Origin of the sequence: Trinickia diaoshuihuensis (assembly GCF_003390925.1) — a bacterium.
GTDB classification, from domain to species: Bacteria; Pseudomonadota; Gammaproteobacteria; order Burkholderiales; family Burkholderiaceae; genus Trinickia; species Trinickia diaoshuihuensis.
Genome location: NZ_QUBS01000054.1, coordinates 1 through 21153 on the forward strand (window position 1 = coordinate 1; position 21153 = coordinate 21153).

19 protein-coding genes are annotated in these 21153 nt (G+C 65.8%); 10 read left to right on the plus strand and 9 right to left on the minus strand.

From position 1 onward, the window contains the following. Positions 1 to 290: 290 nt before the first annotated feature. The 6 genes from DXT59_RS11605 to DXT59_RS11630 all read left to right on the plus strand — a co-directional run bounded on the left by DXT59_RS11605 (position 291) and on the right by DXT59_RS11630 (position 5793). On the plus strand, positions 291 to 950 hold the full coding sequence (locus DXT59_RS11605; protein ID WP_116137052.1) for a response regulator: 660 nt from the start codon (positions 291 to 293) through the stop codon (positions 948 to 950). Between the two features lie 15 nt (positions 951 to 965). Further along, complete coding sequence (locus tag DXT59_RS11610; RefSeq protein ID WP_116137053.1) at positions 966 to 2267, plus strand: ATP-binding protein; 1302 nt, start codon at positions 966 to 968, stop codon at positions 2265 to 2267. Between the two features lie 116 nt (positions 2268 to 2383). Continuing rightward, complete coding sequence (locus tag DXT59_RS11615) at positions 2384 to 3874, plus strand: DegQ family serine endoprotease (RefSeq protein WP_116137054.1); 1491 nt, start codon at positions 2384 to 2386, stop codon at positions 3872 to 3874. 141 nt (positions 3875 to 4015) lie between these two features. Beyond that, complete coding sequence (locus tag DXT59_RS11620; RefSeq protein WP_116137055.1) at positions 4016 to 4507, plus strand: carboxypeptidase-like regulatory domain-containing protein; 492 nt, start codon at positions 4016 to 4018, stop codon at positions 4505 to 4507. A 122-nt stretch (positions 4508 to 4629) separates the two neighbouring features. Further along, positions 4630 to 4995, plus strand: a complete 366-nt coding sequence (locus DXT59_RS11625; protein ID WP_116137056.1) for a DUF427 domain-containing protein — start codon at positions 4630 to 4632, stop codon at positions 4993 to 4995. 24 nt (positions 4996 to 5019) lie between these two features. Next, positions 5020 to 5793, plus strand: coding sequence for an SRPBCC family protein (locus DXT59_RS11630; RefSeq protein WP_116137057.1), 774 nt, complete (start codon positions 5020 to 5022; stop codon positions 5791 to 5793). Between the two features lie 24 nt (positions 5794 to 5817). Here DXT59_RS11630 and DXT59_RS11635 read toward each other — a convergent pair whose 3' ends face one another. Further along, complete coding sequence (locus tag DXT59_RS11635) at positions 5818 to 6789, minus strand: GlxA family transcriptional regulator (RefSeq protein WP_116137058.1); 972 nt, start codon at positions 6787 to 6789, stop codon at positions 5818 to 5820. Between the two features lie 182 nt (positions 6790 to 6971). Here DXT59_RS11635 and DXT59_RS11640 point away from each other — a divergent pair, with 182 nt between their 5' ends. Then, entirely contained in the window at positions 6972 to 7628 is a 657-nt protein-coding gene (locus DXT59_RS11640) for a cysteine hydrolase family protein (RefSeq protein WP_116137059.1), read from the plus strand. On the opposite strand, the gene DXT59_RS11645 is transcribed toward DXT59_RS11640, so the two are convergent. Continuing rightward, positions 7625 to 8284 (minus strand): TetR family transcriptional regulator, encoded by a 660-nt coding sequence (locus DXT59_RS11645; RefSeq protein ID WP_116137060.1) that lies wholly within the window; start codon positions 8282 to 8284, stop codon positions 7625 to 7627. The genes DXT59_RS11640 and DXT59_RS11645 overlap by 4 nt on opposite strands. A gap of 405 nt (positions 8285 to 8689) precedes the next feature. On the opposite strand from DXT59_RS11645, the gene DXT59_RS11655 reads away from it, so the two are divergent. The 3 genes from DXT59_RS11655 to DXT59_RS11665 are packed head-to-tail and all read left to right on the plus strand — an operon-like array spanning position 8690 to position 14643. Continuing rightward, the gene (locus tag DXT59_RS11655) at positions 8690 to 9895 is read left to right on the plus strand and encodes an efflux RND transporter periplasmic adaptor subunit (protein WP_116137062.1); all 1206 of its coding nucleotides are present in this window, start codon (positions 8690 to 8692) and stop codon (positions 9893 to 9895) included. 19 nt (positions 9896 to 9914) lie between these two features. Further along, positions 9915 to 13121: an efflux RND transporter permease subunit gene (locus tag DXT59_RS11660; RefSeq protein ID WP_116137063.1), complete on the plus strand. Its 3207-nt coding sequence runs from the start codon at positions 9915 to 9917 to the stop codon at positions 13119 to 13121. Between the two features lies 1 nt (position 13122). Then, positions 13123 to 14643, plus strand: a complete 1521-nt coding sequence (locus tag DXT59_RS11665; protein WP_116137064.1) for an efflux transporter outer membrane subunit — start codon at positions 13123 to 13125, stop codon at positions 14641 to 14643. A 95-nt stretch (positions 14644 to 14738) separates the two neighbouring features. Here the strand turns inward: DXT59_RS11665 and DXT59_RS11670 are convergent, their stop codons facing one another. The 7 genes from DXT59_RS11670 to DXT59_RS11700 form a co-directional block, all read right to left on the minus strand. Next, on the minus strand, positions 14739 to 15332 hold the full coding sequence (locus DXT59_RS11670; RefSeq protein WP_116137065.1) for a thiamine phosphate synthase: 594 nt from the start codon (positions 15330 to 15332) through the stop codon (positions 14739 to 14741). Between the two features lie 135 nt (positions 15333 to 15467). Then, complete coding sequence (locus tag DXT59_RS11675) at positions 15468 to 16499, minus strand: TadG family pilus assembly protein (protein WP_116137066.1); 1032 nt, start codon at positions 16497 to 16499, stop codon at positions 15468 to 15470. Continuing rightward, positions 16492 to 16920: a TadE/TadG family type IV pilus assembly protein gene (locus DXT59_RS11680; protein ID WP_116137067.1), complete on the minus strand. Its 429-nt coding sequence runs from the start codon at positions 16918 to 16920 to the stop codon at positions 16492 to 16494. The genes DXT59_RS11675 and DXT59_RS11680 overlap by 8 nt, the downstream gene beginning before the upstream one ends. Then, on the minus strand, positions 16917 to 17810 hold the full coding sequence (locus DXT59_RS11685; RefSeq protein ID WP_116137068.1) for a tetratricopeptide repeat protein: 894 nt from the start codon (positions 17808 to 17810) through the stop codon (positions 16917 to 16919). Before DXT59_RS11685 ends, DXT59_RS11680 begins: the two co-directional genes overlap by 4 nt. A 33-nt stretch (positions 17811 to 17843) precedes the next feature. Continuing rightward, positions 17844 to 18773: a type II secretion system F family protein gene (locus tag DXT59_RS11690; protein WP_116137069.1), complete on the minus strand. Its 930-nt coding sequence runs from the start codon at positions 18771 to 18773 to the stop codon at positions 17844 to 17846. Then, positions 18770 to 19756, minus strand: a complete 987-nt coding sequence (locus DXT59_RS11695; protein WP_116137070.1) for a type II secretion system F family protein — start codon at positions 19754 to 19756, stop codon at positions 18770 to 18772. The genes DXT59_RS11690 and DXT59_RS11695 overlap by 4 nt, the downstream gene beginning before the upstream one ends. Continuing rightward, positions 19753 to 21153: TadA family conjugal transfer-associated ATPase (locus tag DXT59_RS11700; protein ID WP_162878048.1), on the minus strand; the 1401-nt coding region annotated here is incomplete at its 5' end. The genes DXT59_RS11700 and DXT59_RS11695, both read right to left, overlap by 4 nt.

A 21153-nucleotide genomic window follows, 5' to 3' on the forward strand; every position in this document is an offset into this window, starting at 1 on the left:
GGCCGCGGCGAGCGCACGCAGCACGGACGCGCCGCGCCGGGCGGGCCGGACGCGGGCTGCGGCGGCGGTCGAGGAACGAGGCAAAGCGGTAGGGCGGCGAAGCGGAAAAAGCGTGGCGATCGACATGAAAGGAGGCGCAAAGGACCGATGGCAAAGGCGTTGGGCGCTCGGCGGCGCCCGCAGCGCACATTGTAGGGGTCAAGCGGCGGCTCGTGCGCGCAAGGCGTGAGCGCCGGACCCGCTAGAATGCGCTATCTGAGTCACACCGGACGCGTCAGCGCGAACAAGCGATGCGAATACTGCTAGTCGAAGACGACCGAATGATCGCCGAGGGCGTGCGCAAGGCGTTGCGCGGGGAAGGCTTTGCGGTCGACTGGGTGCAAGACGGCGAGGCCGCGCTGACGGCGGCGGGCAGCGAGACGTACGATCTCGTGTTGCTCGACCTCGGATTGCCCAAACGCGACGGGCTCGATGTGCTGAGGGCCTTGCGCGCCCGCGGCAACGCTTTGCCAGTGCTGATCGTCACGGCGCGCGACGCGGTGGCCGACCGCGTGAAGGGGCTCGACGCCGGCGCCGACGATTACCTCGTCAAGCCGTTCGATCTCGACGAGTTGGGCGCCCGCATGCGCGCGTTGATCCGGCGTCAGGCCGGGCGCTGTGAATCGGTGATCCGCCACGGCCCGCTCACGCTCGATCCGGCGGGGCATCAGGTCACGCTCGACGGTTCCCCCGTCGCGCTGTCGGCGCGCGAATTCGCGCTGCTCGAGGCGTTGCTCGCGCGGCCCGGCGCGGTGCTGTCCAAAGCCCAGTTGGAGGAAAAGATGTACGGCTGGGGTGAGGAGATCGGCAGCAACACCGTCGAAGTCTATATTCATGCCTTGCGCAAGAAGCTCGGCGCGGATCTGATCCGCAACGTACGCGGCCTAGGCTACATGATCGCCAAGGAATAGGAACCGAAGTTCTCGATGCAATCCATTCGCCGTCAACTGCTGTTTTGGCTGATCGGGATCGTTTTGGCGGGTGTGGGTTTGGCCGGGTGGCTCATCTACCGGCAGGCCCTCGCCGAGGCCAATGAACTATTCGACTATCAGTTGCAAGAGATCGCCGCGGCTTTGCCGTCCGAGCCGTTCGCGCAGATCTTCGGGGCCCACAACGATGCCGATGAAGGGATCGTCATTCAGATCTGGAGCCGCACGGGTTCGCTGATGTACTACTCGCACCCGCGCGCGCCGTTGGCGCCCCGAGCCGAACTGGGTTTCTCGACGGAGCGCACGGACCGCGGCGATTGGCGCGTGTACGGCGCGATCGTGGGCGATAACGTCGTGCAGCTCGCGCAGCCGTTGTCGGTGCGCAACCGGCTCGCCGCCAACGTGGCGCTGCGCACGCTGTGGCCGCTCATCGTGATTCTGCCGTTCCTCGGCGTGGCCGTGTGGGGTGTCGTCGGGCGCGGGCTCGCGCCGCTCAGACGCGTGACGCGCGCGCTCGACGCGCGCCGCCCGGAAGCGCTCGATCCCTTGCCCGACGAGCGTTTGCCGCTCGAGGTGCGTCCACTCGTACGGGCGCTCAATGGATTGCTGGCACGTCTTTCCACTTCGCTCGATACGCAGCGCGCGTTCGTCGCCGACGCCGCGCACGAGTTGCGCACGCCCCTCGCGGCGGTCCAGATCCAATCGCAATTGGTTGCGCGCGCACAAGACGCCGACGCGCGCCGCGAGGCCCTGGCGGATTTGCAAGCGGGGGTCACGCGCGCCACGCGCCTGGCCGAGCAACTGCTCGCGCTCGCGCGCGCGGAGCCCGACGCCGGCACGGTGAAGGAAGCCGTCGATTTGCGGATGCTGCTGGCCGATTGCGTGGCCGCGCACGCCCCGATCGCCCAGCGGGCCGGCATCGACCTCGGCTTCGAGCGGGCGCAAGAGGCGACGGTGACGGCCGATGCGGATGCGCTGCGCGTGATGTTCGGCAACTTGCTCGACAACGCGGTCAAATACACGCCGGCCGGCGGCCGCATCGACGTGAGCCTCGCGCGCGACGCGGACGGCGGCCACCCTTGCGTGCAGATCGCCGACAGCGGCCCGGGCATTCCCGCCGAGGAACGCTCGCGCGTATTCGATCGCTTTTATCGCGACGCCTCGGCGCGGGCACGCACGGACGTCTCGGGCAGCGGCCTGGGCCTTGCGATCGTCAAGCGCGTCGCGATGCAGCACAAGGCGACGATCGAGCTCGGCGACGCACCGCTCGGCGGCCTGCTCGTCAAGGTGAGGTTCTGAGCGCCGCCGCGCTCGCCGCGAGCCGATAGCGTGCCTCAATCGGACGGATTCACGGTTAAGTCTCCTTTAAGACAGCCCTTTTACTCTGGCTGACATCAAGCAAGGAGGCCTTTTCCATGAACGCAAAATCGCTCTCTCGTGGTGCCGTGGCCATCGCCGTTGCCGGCGCGCTGTCCGTCGGCTACGTCGCCGGCACGCGGCACACCGATCCGCAGATCATCTCGTCGGCGCAGGCCGCTGCGCTGATGCCGGCCGAAGCCGCCGCCAAAACCGGTGTGCCCGATTTCTCGGGCCTCGTCGAAACGTATGGGCCGGCGGTCGTCAACATCAGCGCCAAGCATGTCGTGAAGCAAACGGCGCGGCGCTCGATGCAGCAGTTGCCGGTCGATCCGGACGACCCGTTCTACCAATTCTTCAAGCGCTTTTACGGGCAGTTCCCGGGCAACAACGGCGGCGATAACGGCGGCGGCCAGGAAGACGTGCCGAGCGCGAGCCTCGGTTCGGGCTTCATCATCAGCAACGACGGCTACATCCTCACGAACGCGCACGTCGTCGATGGCGCGAACGTCGTGACCGTCAAGCTGACGGATAAGCGCGAGTTTCGCGCGAAGGTGGTCGGCACCGACAAGCAATCCGATGTCGCGGTGCTGAAAATCAGCGCATCGAATCTGCCGACCGTGAAGGTCGGCGATCCGAACCAAAGCAAGGTCGGCCAGTGGGTCGTGGCGATCGGCTCGCCGTACGGCTTCGACAACACGGTGACCTCGGGCATCATCAGCGCGAAAGCACGCTCGCTGCCGAACGAGAACTACACGCCGTTTATCCAAACGGATGTGCCCGTGAACCCGGGCAACTCGGGCGGGCCGCTGTTCAATCTGCAAGGGCAGGTGATCGGCATCAATTCGATGATCTATTCGCAAACGGGTGGCTTCCAAGGCTTGTCGTTCGCGATTCCGATCGACGAGGCGATGCGCGTGAAGGACGAACTCGTCAAAACGGGGCATGTCAGCCGCGGCCGGCTCGGTGTGGCGGTGCAAGGCGTGAACCAGACGCTGGCCGATTCGTTCGGGTTGCAAAAACCCGCCGGCGCGCTCGTGAGTTCGGTCGATCCGGGCGGTCCGGCCGCGAAGGCCGGCTTGCAGGCCGGCGACGTCATCTTGGCCGTGAACGGCACGGCGGTGAACGACTCGACCGACCTGCCGGCGCAGATCGCGAGCATGAAGCCGGGCAGCAAGGCGACGCTCGACGTTTGGCGCGACAAGTCGAAGAAGCAGGTGACGGTTACGCTCGGCTCGCTCGGGGATACCAAGGTGGCCGACAACGGCACGCAGGCTTCGGAGCAAGGGCGGCTCGGCGTCGCGGTGCGCCCGCTCACGCCGCAAGAGCGCAACAGCAGCTCGCTCGCGCACGGCCTGCTCGTGCAACAGGCGAGCGGACCGGCTGCGACCGCCGGCATTCAGCCCGGCGACGTGATCCTGGCCGTCAACGGCCGTCCGGTTACGTCGGTACAGCAGTTGCGCGAGATTATCGCGAAGTCGGGCAACAGCGTGGCGCTGTTGATCCAGCGCGATAACGCGCAAATCTTCGTACCGGTCGATTTGGGCTGATTTTGCCTCATCGCACTGCCCTGCCGTTCGCGCGGGCTCTGACGCAACGAGCGGGAGCCCGCCGGGAACGGGGTTTGCATGCCTTTTCCCCGTGGCGCCCGGCGCGCTCCGTGTCGGGTGCGTAACCAAAAGGAGCGATGCATGAAAACGCGAACCACCCATAAAGCGGTGCTTGCCGCGGCGGTAGCGACGGCGGCGCTCGGCTTCACGGCCGCCGCGTTCGCGCAAGCCTCGGACACGGTCGGCGGCACGACCACCGATACGACGAGCGCCGGCAACGTCAATGGCGGCGGCATGCCGCAAATCCAGCAGCAAGGCGATATCTCGTATGTATCCGGCGGCGTGGGCAGCGACGAGTCGGCCGCGCTCAAGCGTGCCGAGCATCAGTGGCCGCTCGCGCTGCGTTTCACGGGCCCGGGCGCCGATTACCTGGCCGACGTGCATGTGCGCATCGTCGGCCCGCACGATGCCGACGTCTTGAAGGCGGACGCGCGCGGGCCGTACATGCTCGTCAAACTGCCGCCAGGCCGTTACACCGTGCACGCGCGCTACAAGGACGATGACGAAACACGGGAAGTGACCGTGGGCAAGAAGGCGGGAGCTCGCGCCGATTTCCACTGGAACACGCAATAGTGAGTGGGTGGGCCGCACATGCGGCCTGACTTTCGTCGATAATGAAGCCACGGGCGCCTGCTCGTGGCTTTTTTGTGCGCCGCACACGGGCACCCGGCATACGCCTTGCGAGAGGAATTGCCATGACGAATGCCGACGCCGCACACCGTATCGACATCGCGCCGAACGCCCACCGTTTGCGCGTGATCCATCGTGGCATCACGATCGCCGATACGCGTCGAGGATTGACGCTGAGGGAGACGGGATTGCCCGAGGTGTTTTACTTTCCGCGCGAAGACGTGAACATGACGCGTCTGCACCGCTCGGAGAGCGCGTCCCATTGCCCGTACAAAGGAGACGCATCGTATTTCCATCTGTTGACCGAAGAAGACGGTCCGGTGCTCGACGCCGCCTGGAGCTACGAAGCTCCGTTACCGGGCGCCGAGGCGATCAAGGGATGCGTGGCGTTCTATTCGTCGCGCGTTGACCGTATCGATCAAACCTCGTAGGCGAGGCCGATCGAGGAAGCCGCCATGGAACTGACCGACGCGCTGCGCGTTCCGCTCCCTCCCGCCGCCGTCTGCGACGCGTTGCAAGACATCGCGTTGTTGCGCGCCAGCCTCGAGAATTGCGAGCGATTGACCCGGACGCCCAACGGCGAATACGAGGTCGCGCTGACGGTACCGCTCGGGCCGCTGCGGGCGCGCTACGAGGTGCGCGTCCACGTAGGCGGCTTCGAATCGCAGCAGCTTACGAGCGATGGCCCGGCCCCGCTTGGCGACGGTCTGCACCGTACGCTCAATTTCAAGGCCTGCGCCACCGGCGTCGGCTCGTTGCGCGGTCAGATCCGCATCGCGCTGCACGGCGATCGACGCGACAACGAGAGCGGCGAGGCAACCGCGACCCGCATCGACTATTCGGTATGGGCCACGCTGACGGGGCCGCTCGCCGAATTGCCTCCGCGCCAAATCGAAAATGCATTGCACGAGTTGGCCGACGACTTCTTCGCGGAGTTTTGCGCTGTCGTCGAGGCCAAGCATGGCAAGCGAGAGAACCGCGCCGCCGCCGGCGCGCGCCGGCAACATGTGTTTCTGAGGCCGATCAGCCTGGCCGGGCTCGGCCGTAAGTCGTCGGATTACCCCGCGGCGGCGGTGCTCGGCGGCCGGGCCGCCGGGACGCTCGCCTCGCCGCGCGGCGCCCAAGGCCTGCATCGTGCGTCGTCGCCGCAAGCCATGCCGGTGTGGGGATGGGCGGCGATCGTCGTGCTCGTCGCCGTGTTGCTCTATGCCTCGCATTGGCTCGGCTGAGCCGCCGTCACGGCGGCAGGCGGATCACGCGCCTTGGAATTCGCGGCGATAGTTCGACGGCGTCGTCCTGAACGCCTCGGCGAAATGCTGCCGTAACGATACTGCTGAGCCGAAGCCCGCGGCCTCGGCGATGGCATCGACACTGTCGCCCGTTGTTTCCAGCAATTGCTGAGCGTGCGAGAGGCGCTGCCCCAAGAGCCAGGCTCCGACCGTCGTGCCGGTCGCTTGCTTGAAACGTCGCGTGAACGTGCGCCGGCTCATCAACGCGCGCTGCGCGAGCGAATCGAGCGTGTGCGCTTCGCGCAAATTCTCGCGAACCCAGTCTAGCAGCGGCGACAGCCGCTCGTCGCGCGCTCGAACGCCGATCGGCTGTTCGACGAATTGCGCTTGGCTGCCTTGGCGATGCGGCGGCACGACGAGACGCCGGGCGACGTAGTTGGCCGCTTGCACGCCGCAGCGGCGGCGCAGCAAGTGCAGGCAGCAATCGAGGCTGGCAGCGGTGCCGGCCGACGTCAGCACGTCGCCATCATCGACGTAGAGCACGGCCGCGTCGATGCGCACGGCCGGGTAACGGCGCGCGAACGCATCGGCCCACGCCCAATGCGTCGTGGCTGGACGGCCGTCGAGGATGCCCGCCGCGGCCAACGTGAACGCCCCCAAACACAATCCCACCATTTGCGCCCCGCGCGCATGGGCATCGCGCAACGCCGCGGCGAGCGATGCGCTGGGCGCCTCGTGCACGTCGCGCCAACTCGGCACGATGACGATGTCGGCGGCGGCGATCGCCTCGAGCCCGTGCGGCGCGGCGATCGCGAAACCGGCCGTCGTGCGCAACATGCCGGGCTCGAGCGCGCAGACGCGCACGTCGAAACGCGGCACGCCGCCCGCGCCGTAGTCTTCGCCGAAGACGATGCACGGCACGGACAGGTGAAATGGGCTCATGCCGTCGAATGCGACGACTGCGATGACCGTGGGCGAGGACGAATGGGTCGTCATAGGAGACGCATGGAGGAGGGCCGCGAACCGCGATTGGCCCGATTATATCGATGAATGGCACCCGGGCCACTATTACCAGGGCGGCGATCCCGGAACAATGACTCCCATGCCGTCACCGTGGAACCACGCAGCCCAAGCGGTGCGAAACGACTTCCTCCTTCATCGATACCTGGAGAACCGATATGTCCACGTCCCCCCGCCGCGCACTGATCGTCATCGACGTCCAAAACGAATATGTCACTGGGGGCCTGCCGATCGAGTATCCGCCCGTGCAAGATTCGCTGGCCAACATCGGCCGCGCGATCGACGCCGCGCACGCCCACGCGATTCCCGTGATCGTCGTCCAGCACGTTTCGCCGGCTGACGCGTCGCTGTTCGCACGCGGCTCGCACGGCGCGGCGTTGCATGCCGTGGTGGCCGATCGCGCCTACGACCACCTCGTCGAGAAGACGCAGCCGAGCTCCTTTGCGGGAACCGACCTGGCCGACTGGCTCGCGGCGAATCGGATCGATACGCTCGCGGTCGTGGGCTATATGACGCACAACTGCAATATATCGACGGTGCTGCACGCGTCGCATGCCGGTCTCAAGGCGGAGTACCTGACCGACGCGACGGGCGCGCTGCCCTACGAGAACGACGCCGGCTATGCGAGCGCCGAGGAGATCCACCGCGCATTCACGGTCGTTATGCACGCGCGCTTCGCGGCAGTGACGAGCACCGCCGCCTGGATCGCGGCCGTGCAGGACGGCAAGCCGCTCGCCGGCGGCTCGATCGGTGCGTCGAATCGCAAAGCACGCGACCGGGCGCGCGAACGCCCAGGCACCGCCGCGGCGCGTTAATGCGCCCCTGCCGGGCCCGCGCCGCCCTTGCGCAGCGCCCGGCTCGTGCGCAACGCGTCGATGCAGGCGTCGATAAACGCATCGATGTGGGCTGCGAAGTCTTCCTGCGCGGGTAACAGCAGCGTGTCGCGCAAGAAGCCGCCGACGAAGGCGTGCAAGTACAACGCACTGCGGCGCGTGTCGAGATCGTCCGGCAACTGCCCGTGCCGAACCGCCAGGATCAGATCGTTTTCGATTTTGCCCACGCCCTCGCGCATGCTGGTCTGGTGCCGCTCCTTGACCGGCCCCATCTCTTCGACGAACTCGCACTTCAAGAACAAAATGTCGAACACGCGCCGCCGCCGCGGATCGCTGGACGCGGCGTGCAGACACCACTTGAGCATCGTGCCCAAGCGCGCGAGCGGATCGTCGCTGGCCGTATCCTCGGGCGGCGCGCCGAGTTCGTCGAGCGGCAGCAGCACGCGGTCGAACATGGCAGTGAACAGGTCACCCTTGTTCTCGAAATGCCAATAGATCGCGCCGCGCGTCACGCCCGCCTGCGCGGCGATATCCGCGAGTGAGGTGCGCGACACGCCCTTGTCGTAAAACACCTGCTCGGCGGCGTCGAGAATCCGATCGCGTGTGCGCAGGGCCTCTTCCTTCGTTCGTCTGACCATGTCTTGCTGGCTGGCTGCATTGTGGCGGGCGTCCGGGCGCTCTCGGACCGTTGCTACGACTTTGCGGGAAATAGCAACCGGCCGATGCGCTGGAACATCGTGTAATACGCGACATTTTACATACAGTCGAGTATGTATATAAAATGCGCGTCAGCGTTCGAAGTGCCCCGACAGAAATCGCGGGTATTATCGTCAGTCGTTTGCGCGCGAGTCAGTTTCGTCCAGCCGGTCCTCGCGCGCTTCTCGCGCCGCTCGCGCGATGTCATCCGTACGGTATGGCGTTGCTCGCCGGCGCTCATCGACTTGCTCAAGCGTTTTGCGACGGAACGTCGCGCCGCGCGCCTCGCGGGGGAAGGGGCGCGACAGGATCATTTTTGTTCCCAGCTATAGACCAGAGGTCGCTCCATGCGTGTCCAACCGGTTCCATTTCGCTTAATCTGCGCCGCCACGGCGGCCGTGGCGCTCGCGGCGTGCGGACAGAAGCCGTCCGCGCCGCCGCAGCAAACCCCCGAAGTCGGCGTCGTCACCGTGCAGCCGAGCGCGGTGCCCGTGGTGACGGAGTTGCCCGGGCGCACGAGCGCCTTCCTCGTCGCGCAGGTGCGCGCCCGCGTCGACGGCATCGTGCTGCGGCGCGAATTCACCGAAGGCAGCGAAGTGAAGGCCGGCCAGCGCCTCTATAAGATCGACCCCGCGCCGTACCAGGCCGCGCTGAACAGCGCGAAGGCGACGCTCGCGAAGGCGCAAGCCAACTTGGCGACGACCACGGCCCAGGCCAATCGTTACAAGGTGCTCGTCGCGGCGAACGCCGTCAGCAAACAAGACTACGACAATGCCGTGGCCGCCCAAGGGCAGGCCGAGGCCGACGTGGCCGCCGGCAAGGCCAGCGTCGAGACCGCGCAGATCAACCTCGGCTACACCGACGTCGTCGCGCCGATCTCGGGCCGCACCGGCGTCTCGCAGGTCACGCCGGGCGCCTACGTGCAGGCGAGCCAGGCGACGTTGATGGATACGATCCAAGAACTCGATCCGGTCTATGTCGATCTGACGCAATCGAGCTTGGACGGCCTGAAGCTGCGCCGCGAGGTGCAAGAAGGGCGCTTGAAGACGTCGGGTCCGGGCGCCGCGAAAGTCACGCTGATTCTCGAAGACGGCCGTCCCTACCCGCTGCCCGGCAAGCTCCAGTTCTCCGACGTTACCGTCGATCAATCGACGGGTTCGGTCACGATCCGCGCGACCTTCCCGAATCCGAACCGGGTGCTACTGCCGGGCATGTTCGTGCGCGCGCGTATCGAGGAAGGCGTGAACGAACACGCGATCCTCGTGCCGCAGATCGGCGTGACGCACGATCAGAAGGGCAGCGCGATCGCGCTCGTCGTTGGTCCCGACGACAAGGTCGTGCCGCACGAACTCGTGACCTCGAGCATGCAAGGCCCGAACTGGGTCGTCGACAGCGGGTTGCAAAGCGGCGATCGCGTGATCGTGCAGGGCACGGACAAGGTGCGTCCCGGCATGCAAGTGAAACCGGTCCCGGCGCAGTTGCCGGCGGCCGCCAGCGGCGCGCAAGCGGCTTCGGCCGCCCCGGCCTCGGGTGCCTCGGCGCCGGCTGCCTGATTACGGAGAGCCCGCAACAATGGCTAAGTTCTTTATCGATCGGCCGATCTTCGCCTGGGTGATTGCGATCATCCTGATGCTGGCGGGGGTCGCGTCGATCTTCAATCTACCGATCGCGCAGTATCCGACGATCGCGCCGCCGTCGGTTCAGATTTCGGCGAGCTACCCGGGCGCGTCGGCCAAGACGGTCGAAAATACCGTGACGCAGGTGATCGAGCAGCAGATGAGCGGCCTCGATCACTTGCTGTACTTGTCCTCGACGAGCGACGATTCGGGCACGGCGACGATCACGTTGACGTTCGAGGCCGGCACGAACCCCGACATCGCCCAGGTGCAGGTGCAAAACAAGCTGTCGCTGGCAACGCCGCTGTTGCCGACGGTCGTGCAGCAGCTCGGTACGAAGGTGACGAAATCGAGCAGCAGCTTCTTGCTCGTGCTCGCATTCGTCTCCGAAGACGGCAGCATGAGCCGGTACGACTTGGCCAACTACGTCGCATCGAACATTCAGGATCCGATCAGCCGTCTGAACGGCGTCGGTACGGTGACGCTGTTCGGTACGCAATACGCGATCCGGATTTGGCTCGACCCGCACAAGCTGACGAACTACAGCTTGACGCCGGGCGACATCGTTACCGCCTTGCAGCAGCAAAACGTCCAGATCGCGGGCGGTCAGTTGGGCGGCACGCCGGCCGTGCCGGGGCAGATGCTGCAAGCGACGATCACCGAGCAGACGCTGCTGCGCACGCCGAAGGAGTTCGGCCAGATCCAGTTGAAGGTGAACCCGGACGGCTCGCAAGTGCGCATCAAGGATGTCGCGCGCATCGAGCTCGGCGGCGAAACGTATAACTTCGACACGAAGTACAACGGGGCGCCGACGGCCGGTATGGGGATCCAGCTTGCCACGGGCGCCAACGCGCTGCAAACGGCGAAGGACGTGCGCGCGAAGATCGACGAGTTGTCGAAATACTTTCCGCACGGACTCGTCGTGAAGTACCCGTACGACACCACGCCGTTCGTGCGCCTGTCGATCGAGGAAGTGATCAAGACGCTGCTCGAAGGGATCGTGCTCGTCTTCCTCGTGATGTATCTGTTCTTGCAGAACCTGCGCGCCACGTTGATTCCGACGATCGCCGTGCCGGTCGTGCTGCTCGGCACGTTCGCGATCATGAACGTGGTGGGCTTCTCGATCAACGTGCTGTCGATGTTCGGGCTCGTGCTCGCGATCGGTCTGCTCGTCGACGATGCGATCGTCGTCGTCGAAAACGTCGAGCGGGTGATGAGCGAGGAAGGGCTCTCGCCGCGGGAAGCCACGCGAAAGGCGATGGATCAGATCACCGGCGCGCTCGTCGGCGTGGCGCTCGTGCTGTCGGCCGTGTTCGTGCCGGTGGCGCTCTCGGGCGGTTCCGTCGGCGCGATTTATCGCCAATTCTCGCTGACCATCGTCTCCGCGATGGTGCTCTCGGTGCTCGTCGCGTTGGTGCTGACCCCGGCCCTGTGCGCGACGATCCTCAAGCCGATCGCCCCGGGCGAGCATGCGGCCACGACGGGCTTTTTCGGGTGGTTCAACCGTACGTTCGACCGCAGCCGCGATAAATACCACCGCGGCGTGCAGGGTGTGATTCGCCGCTCGGGCCGCTGGCTCATCATCTATTTGGCGGTGATCGTCGCGGTCGGCCTGCTGTTCGTGCGCATGCCGAAGTCGTTCCTGCCGGACGAAGACCAGGGGACCATGTTCGTCATCGTGCAGACGCCGACGGGCTCGACGCAGGAAACGACGGCGCGCACGCTGGCCAATATCTCCGACTACCTGCTCAAGGAGGAGAAGTCGCTCGTCGAATCGGTGTTCACCGTGAACGGCTTCAGTTTCGCGGGCCGCGGCCAGAACTCGGGCCTCGTGTTCGTGCGGCTGACCGAGTTCGGCAAGCGCCAGCATGCCGACCAGAAGGTGCAGGCGATCATTCAGCGGATGTTCATGCACTATTCGCGCTACAAGGACGCGATGGTGTTCCCGGTGAATCCGCCGTCGATTCCCGAATTGGGTACCGCGTCGGGCTTCGACTTCGAACTGACCGACAATGCGGGCCTCGGGCACGACAAGCTGATGGCCGCGCGCAATCAGCTTCTTGGGATGGCGGCGCAGAATCCGACGCTCATGGGCGTGCGGCCGAACGGGCTCAACGATACGCCGCAGTTCAAGGTCGACATCGACCGCGAGAAGGCGCAAGCGCTCGGCGTCTCGCCGCAAGCGATCGACCAGACGTTCTCGGTAGCGTGGGCTTCGCAATACGTGAACAACTTCCTCGATACCGATAATCGGATCAAGAAGGTGTACGTGATGGCCGATGCGCCGTTCCGCATGACGCCCGAGGATATGGGCGAGTGGTACGTGCGCAATGCGTCGGGCTCGATGGTGCCGTTCACGTCGTTCTCGTCGGGACACTGGACCTACGGCTCGCCGAAGCTCGAGCGCTACAACGGCATCTCGGCGATGGAAATCCAAGGGGCGGCGGCGCCGGGCAAGAGTACGGGGCAGGCGATGCAGGCGATGCAGCAAATCGCGGCGAAGCTGCCGGCCGGCATCGGCTACTCGTGGACGGGGTTGTCGTATCAGGAAATCCAATCGGGCTCGCAGGCGCCTATTCTTTACGGCATCTCGATCCTCGTCGTGTTCCTGTGCTTGGCCGCGTTGTATGAAAGCTGGTCGATCCCGTTCTCGGTGATCATGGTGGTGCCGCTCGGGGTGATCGGGGCACTGATCGCCGCGACGCTGCGCGGGCTCGAAAACGACGTGTTCTTCCAAGTCGGTCTGTTGACGACGGTCGGTCTCTCGGCGAAGAACGCGATCCTGATCGTCGAGTTCGCGCGGGAGTTGCAGCAAGGTGAAGGGATGGGACCCGTCGAGGCGGCGATGGAAGCCGCGCGGCTGCGGTTGCGTCCGATCTTGATGACGTCGCTCGCGTTCATTCTCGGGGTGTTGCCGCTCGCGATCAGTAACGGCGCCGGTTCGGCCAGCCAGCACGCGATCGGCACGGGCGTCATCGGCGGGATGTTGACCGCGACGTTCCTCGCGATCTTCTTTATCCCGATGTTCTTCGTCGTGATTCGCGCGAAGTTCGGCGGCGAGACGGAGGACGTCGACGAAGCGGCGCGCCTGGCCGAAGCGCACCATTCGGCACCGCATGCGCCGAACGCGGGCGAGAACAAGAACGGCGACGAAGGACACTGAGATGAAACGATATTCCTTGATTGCCGTCGCCGTGGCGGCATTCGCGACGGGTTGCACGTTCCAGCCGAGGTATCAACGCCCGGCCGCGCCGGTCGCGGCTGCGTTCCCGGCATCGGGCGTGTATGCGACGCAACCGGCGACGACCGCATCCGACACGGCGGGCGGGCGTGCCGCCGTCGATATCGGCTGGCGCGAATTCTTCGCCGATCCGCGTTTGCAGCAGATTATCGAGATCGCGCTCGAGAACAACCGCGATTTGCGCGTGTCGGTGCTGAACGTCGAGGCGGCGCGCGCGCAATACCGGATCACGCGCGCGCAATTGTTCCCGGCCATCAACGCGCAAGGTACCGGCCAGGCGCAGCGCCTGCCGGCCGACTTGTCGCCGTCGGGACAAACGATTTCGCACGAGTACCAGGCGGGGCTCAGCGCTTCGTGGGAGATCGATTTCTGGGGGCGCATCCGCAGCTTGAAGGATCAGGCGCTCGAGCAATACTTGGCCACGGCGCAGGCGCGCAAGGCGGCCGAGATCTCGCTCGTCTCGCAGGTGGCGCAGCAATATCTGCAGATGCTCGCGGTCGACGATTTGCTCAAGATCACCGACGATACGTTGAGGACGGCGGAGACGTCGTATTCGCTGACCAAGCTGCAGTTCGAGAACGGCACGGGCTCCGAACTCGATTTGCGGCAGGCTGAGACGATCGTCGAGCAAGCGCGTGCAAATCATGCGGCGCAAGCGCGCGCCCGCGCTCAGGCCGAGAATGCGCTCGTGTTGCTCATCGGCGAGCCGTTGCCCGCCGATCTGCCGTCCGGCCGCGGACTCCAAGATCAGAACCTGCTCACCGATATCCCGGCGGGCTTGCCGTCCGATCTGCTCACGCGCCGGCCCGACATCATGCAAGCCGAGGCCACGTTGCGCGCGGCCAATGCGAACATCGGCGCCGCGCGGGCCGCATTCTTCCCGCGTATCTCGCTGACGAGTTCGGTCGGTTCGGCCAGTCCGACGCTAGGTGGCTTGTTCAAAGCGGGCTCGGCGGCTTGGACGTTCGCGCCGAACATCACGCTGCCGATTTTCGAGGGTGGGCAGAATTTGGCCAATCTCGATCTCGCCAACGTGCAAAAGCGGATCGAAATCGCCAACTACGAGAAGGCGATTCAATCGGCGTTCCGGGAAGTGGCCGACGGTCTGGCCGCGCGCAGCACGTACGACGAACAGATCCGCTCGCTCGAGCGCACGACGTTCGCGCAGTCGCGCACGCTGGATCTGTCGCAGTTGCGCTATAAGAACGGCGTCGACAGCTATTTGCAGGTGCTGACCGCGCAGACGAATCTCTATTCGGCGCAGCAATCGCTCGTCAATGCGCGCGTGGCTCGCCTCGATAGCCTCGTCAGTCTGTATGTCGCGCTCGGCGGCGGATGGATCGCGAACACGGGCGACACGCCTCGACCCGCCGACGCGCCCGCAGCGGTCGGGGCTGCGTCGGCTCCGGTGGCGGCATCTGAGGCGGTGAAGACCAACGGTTGAAAACCGGAAACCGGTCGATGGCAAAACGGCGGGCAGCGATGCTCGCCGTTTTTTCGTGGTGCGCGTACGCGCGCACAGTGCGCGCTCTGCGACGGTCAGTTTGTCGTTTGGCCCCAGAGCGCTCGAATGGCCGCGATCCCATGAGCGCCCGCTTCGCGCGCCTGATCCAGCGTGGCTGCGCTCATCCCGCCGAGCGCGAATACGGGGGGCTCGGCGAGCGCCGCCAGCTCGCGAAAACGCGGCCAGCCGAGCGGCGTCGCGCTCGTGTGGGTGGCCGTCGGCAACACCGGCGAAATCGTCAGTAAGTCCGCCCCGATCCGATTCGCGTGTAGGACCTGAGGCTCATCGTGGCAAGCGGCCGAGACGAGCCGATCGGACGGCAACGGTCTCGCGACGCAGGCCATCAGCCGCGTGCTGGTGAGATGGATGCCGTCGGAACCGACGGCTTGCACGATATCGACCGATGCGTTGAGCAACAAGCGCGCATCGTGGCGGCGGCATACCGCCAGCACCAGCCGCGCAAGCTCGGCATACTGCGGCGCGCCGAGCGTTTTCGCACGTAGTTGCACGAGGCGGATGCCGCCCTCCAAGACGCGTTCCAACTGCTCGACAAAATCGGTTAGGGGCCGGCCGGCCGGCGGCTCCGGCGTCACCAAGTAGGCCTGCGGCAGATCGATCGATTCGGGCATTGGGGCGAGGTAAGGGTCGACGAAGCGAGGATGGTACGCCCCGTTCGAGGAGCGGTCGGGTTTTCGCCCAAGCGTACTGCGTTTTGCCCCTGCGGCGCTAGCCGGCCGATGAACGAGGTTCGGTCCTTGACCCGGCTAGAGCGCGAGCCGCGGCGCCACATAAGCGCCGTAGTCGGGGCCGATTCCCCAGGATTGCACGGGAATGCGATAGCCGCCGACGAAATGGCCTTGAATGTACTTCTTGCTGCCGCCATAAGAACCGTCGACATAAAACGCGGCAAACGCGACCACGGGCACATAACTGTGCGAGACGATCTGCTCGGCGACCGGTACGACGATCGTCACGCCGACCGGTACGCTATGGTAGATCGTCGTTTTGACGCCGGGCTCGATCCAGATGTTGTCGCCGATCGAGATGGGCGTCGGATTGCCCGAGGCAATCAGCCCGCGCACCGTCGGCACATCGTTCGCGTTGATCAAAAACGAGGTCCACTGTCCCGCCTCGCAACTCGAACCGTACAACTTGCCGTTGCCGATTTGGAATTCATACGGCTTACCCGTCGAGGGGTCGATCGTCGGCTCGTTCGTCGTCGCGTTCCAGTATTGGTTCAGCACGCATTGATCGATAACCATCGGAAAAAGGCCGCCCGAATCGACGGTCGATGGCGCCGCGGCAACGGCAACGGCGGTCGCGCTCGCCGGCGTGGTGAGGACATCGAGAAAACCGCCGAGCAGCAGTTCGACTGCGCCGCCGTTCTGACTTGCGCCACGTGTGACCGTCACTTGCACGGCTGGAACGTCGTAGAGCCCCGGCGTGATCGTCTTCGCTTCCAGCGTCGAAGGCGATCCCGTCAAATTCCAAAACCCGGTTTGCACGGTGCCCACGTTTAGCTTCGCGCCGTCGGAGGCGTTGAGCGACACGGCCACGCTCGTTGCGCTGGCCGCATCGGCCCAATCGGGACCGTTGCTGCCGGCGATCAACTTCGAGGCGCCGGCGAGCGCGGCGGCATCGGCCGCGTTTTGCAGCTCATTGCGTACGGTCGTGACGCGCGGCAAGTCGATGGCAAACGCGCCGAAGGTCAGCAAGATCGCCGCCGTCAACAAGAACCAGAGCGGAACGGAGCCGGCCTGCCGGCGTCGCGATCGGTGCCGCGGCGGCCTACTCATAGTTCATGACCGTCGTGGCGCTGACCGTCACGGGACCGGTCAAAGAACTGAACGCAGACCCCAATACGAGGCCGTGATAGCTGTAAGTGACCGTCACCTTCAGCGGACTGCCCGGCGAGGTGCCGGCCGACTGATCGACGGTTACGGCCGGCGTCGTGGATGTGCCGCCCGTCACGAGATTGTTCTGCGCGTAGTCGAGCGCCACGCTCGAGACCTCGCTCGCGCTGAGCTGCGGCACGCGCACGACGACGCCCGCGCGCGCGGCCTCGCGGCTCGCATTCGTGATGACGGCTTTGTCGCACAGCAAGAGGCTCGTATCGACGATGCCGAACAGTATCGTCATCAAGAACGGAAACACGAGCACGAATTCGAGCGCGGCCACCCCGCGCTCATCGGCGGACAGGCGCGTGAGACGATTCATTCGAGCGCGCTCGATCGCGAGACCGGTTGCGCGGGCACGGGTCGGACAGTCGCCGCGCCGCCGTCGTCCGCATGCGCGAGGTCGCCGCTTTGCGCCGTCCATCGATCGCGTAGTCGTTGGTAGAACAGCAAGTTGTCGTCCGCCGAGGCCGCCGGCATATCGGCCGTCAAAATGCTCTTAGCCGCCTGCCCGTTGCCGAGCACGCCGTAGGCGAGCGCCAGATTCTCGCGCGCTTGCACGGGTGCATCGGGCAGGCCCGCGACGTCGAGCAAGACGTTCGCGCCTTCGCGTGCATGGCGATCGAGGATCAGCGAGAGACCGAGATTGGTCTTCAATCCCTGCGCTTCCGGATGACGCGCAAGTGCGGCGCGGTAGACCGCTTGCGCCTCGCCGTGCTTGCCCTGCAAATCGAGCGCGGCGCCGAGTCCCTCGGCCGCGGCTGCGCTATCGGGGTGAGTCGCGACGAGGCGGCGATAGCGCGCGAGCGCATCGTCGAGACGGCGCTCGCGCAGCGCGACGCGCGCCAGTCCTAGCTCGGCACGCGGATCGCCGGGCGCGCTCGCTTCGACGTGCGCATAGAGCATCCCGGCGCGCGCGAGTTCGCCCGTCTGATAAATGGTATCGGCCAGTCCGAGCTCTGCCTGCCGCGAAGCCGGATCGGCCTTCAGCGCTTTTTCGAAGAGGGACGCGGCCAGTTGCGTGTCGCCGCTCTCGAGCGCGCTTTCGGCGATCTTTAGATCGGTGCCTTGATCGACGCCGCGTGTGGCGAGAACGGGCCGCGTCTCGATGCGCGGACTGCTTGCACAGCCCACGAGCGCGCAGGCGAGGAGGGCGCCGAGCGTGAGCGCGCCCAACGAGCGGTGCCGCGACGGCAAGGGGTTCGAATACATAGTGCCTCGCACGGTTCTGACGATTTTCATGGGTTAGTGCTGATGAAACACCGCGATCAAGCGGATGATGGCGGGCCCCGCGGCGATCAGCGCGACGGTCGGCATGATGAACAGCATCATCGGCAGCGTCATCTTCGGCGCGAGCTTCGCGGCCTTTTCCTCGAGCGCGACGATCTGCATCGCGCGTTCGGTACGCGAAAGCATGCGCAGCGACTGCGTGATCGGCGTGCCGTACTGCTGCGATTGCACGAGCGTCGTGACGAGCGCACGCATCGAGGTCAAGCCGATGCGGGCCGCCATCGCGTTTAGCGCTGTTGCGCTGTCGCCGCCGATTTGCAACTCGTCGGCCGTGAGCGAGAACTCGTCGGCGAGCGCAGGGCAAATCGTACGCAGTTCGCTGGCGACGCGTTTGATCGCGACGACGAGACTATTGCCCGCGTTCGTGCAGATCACGAGCAAATCCAGCGCGTCGGGGAGCGCGCCGGCAATCGCACGCTGACGGCGCTTGATCGCGGCGCCGAGCGCGAGTTCGGGCAGCATCATGCCGATGACGAAGGCACCGGCCATCAGCAGGAGCCGCAGCACGAAGTAGGCGCCGATGCGGGGAATATGCGGCGCGAGCACGATGGCGCCCACCGCGAGGCAAGCGCCGCAAACGAGCTTCAAGCCCGCGAGAATCGACACCGCGCGAGCATCGCGATAGCCCGCGCTGGCCAGGCGCGCCGCGAGCTTGCCGCGCTCGGCCGCATCGAGAATCGGCATGCGCTCGCCGAGCGTCGCGACGCGATGGGCCAATTGTTGCGGCACGTTGCGTCCCGGCGCGGCGCTCGCCCGCGCGATGGCTTGACGCATGCGCTGCGCGATGCGCGAGCGCACGCCGGCTCCACGCAGCACGATGAGCAACGTCGCCAGCGCGAGCAACGCGACGAGCCATAGATCCATCCAAACGTCGGTCAGCTTCATCGGGAGGTATCCAAATTGGCGATCTTGCGGATCAGCACCAAGCCGATCGTCAGCAGCACCGCGGCCAGCGTGAGCATCTTGTGCCCCGCCCGCGTGGTGAACAGCAGCGACACGTAGGGCCGGTTCACGACGTAGAGAAAGCCCATGATGAAAAACGGCACGCCCGAGATGATCTTGCTGGAGATGCGCCCCTCGGCCGTGAGCGCCTTCGTCTTCGCGCGGATGTCGCGCCGGCTGCGCACGATGGCCGCGAGGTTTTCGAGCGTCTCGGCAAGGTTGCCGCCCGTTTCACGCTGAAGAACGAGGCACACGGCGAAGAACGAAAAATCGGCGAGTTGCAGTCGCTCCGCGGCCTGTTCGACGACTTCTTTGACGTCGGCGCCGACCAGCAGCGCATCGCCCATCGTGCGAAACGTGGAACGCACGGGCTCCTCGCTTTCCACACCCGCCGTGCAAATCGCCTGCACGGCCGGAATACCGGCTCGCACGGCCCGGATGATCAGATCGAGCGTATCGGGGAATACGGCTAAAAAGCGCTGCTTGAAGCGCGCGATGATGACGAGGTACACGGTTCGCACGGCGATGACGACGGCTACCGCGCTCGCGCATAGCCGAATCCAAAGCGGCAGCGCGGCGAGCGATGCCGCGCCGAACGCGATCGCCCCCGCCAGCAAGGCGACGGCGACGATGGCGCGCACGCCCGCGCGCCCGGCCAGCGCTTCGATGCGCTGCCGTTTGCCGCGCAGCCAGGCTTGCAGCGCGAGCTCGTCGTCGGAGCGGCGTTCGAGACTCACGAGCTGATGCGACGGCTTTTCGCCGGGCGACGCGCGGCTCGCGGCGTGGGTATCGCGCAGCGCCTGCATGCGGCGCGCGATTCGCGGCGCGGGCCGGCGCAGCAGCATCTCGCGCAGCGAACGGACGATCAAGCCCAAGATGACGATCGCGAAAAACGCCCCAACGGCGACGACATCGGCCGGTCTCACGATTGCATCGCTCCAATGAGTTGGTCTTCGAGCCCGTAATACGCGGCACGCTGCGCGAAAGCGGGGCGCAGCGAAGACGATTCGAACGTGCCGCGCACCTCGTCCTCGTAGGCGCTCGCGTTGAAGCGGAAGGCGAACAGGTCCTGCGTGATGACGATATCGCCTTCCATGCCCGAGATCTCGGTGACGCGCGTGACGCGGCGCATGCCGTCGCGCATCCGCTCGACCTGCAAGATCATGTGCACGGCGCTCGCGATCTGGCGGCGGATCGAGATCAACGGCAGGTTGCCGTTGGCCATCATGACCATGCTTTCGAGCCGCGTGATCGCATCGCGCGGGGTGTTCGCGTGGATGGTCGTCATCGAGCCGTCATGGCCCGTATTCATCGCTTGCAAAACGTCGAACGCTTCCGTGCCGCGCGTCTCGCCGAGGATGATGCGGTCGGGGCGCATCCGCAACGCATTGCGCACCAGGTCGCGTTGCGAGATCCCGCCGAGTCCCTCGCTGTTCTCGGGGCGCGTTTCGAGGCTGACGACATGGGGCTGCTGCAATTGCAACTCGGCCGCGTCCTCGATCGTGACGACGCGCTCGTGCGGATCGATGAAGTTCGACAGCGCGTTGAGCAATGTCGTCTTGCCCGATCCCGTCCCGCCCGAGATGACGATATTCAGGCGGCAGGCGCTCGCGATGCGCAATACCTCGACCATCGCCGGCGAGATGTTGCCTTGCTGCGCCATGCGCGCGAGCGTGATGTTGCGCTTGGCGAACTTGCGGATCGAGATCGACGCGCCGCGCAAGGCGATCGGCGGCAAGACGACGTTGACGCGACTGCCGTCGGCAAGCCGGGCGTCCACGAGCGGGCTGCTCTCGTCCACGCGCCGGCCGACGGCCGCCGCGATGCGCTGCGCGACGTTGACGACGTGGGCGTTGTCGCGAAACTTCAGCGGCGTGAGTTCCAGCCGGCCGCCGCGTTCGACGTACACTTGGTCCGGACCGTTGACGAGGATATCGGTGACCTTCTCGTCGGCGAGCAGCGGTTCGATCGGGCCGACGCCGAACATGTCGTTCAGCATCTCGTCGACGAGCAGTGCCTGCTCGGCGAGCGTGATCGTCAAGCGCTCGCGAGCGATGGTTTCCGTCGCGATTTGCTCGATGCCTTCGCGTACTTGCGCACGCGACATCATCAACGCGGCCGACATGTTCATCGATGCGAATACGGCGGTCCGAATCGTCTTGAACGTATCGGAGCGGATCAATGCCTCGTGCCGGTCGGCCGGCAGCGCGGGCGGCGCGGGCGGCGTATGAGGCACTTGCGCGGGCACGCCGGCGAGCGGTGCGGGCGCGCCCGCCGTCCGTTGCCGCGCGTCGTCGACCGCCGCCTGCGCACCGTGTGCGCC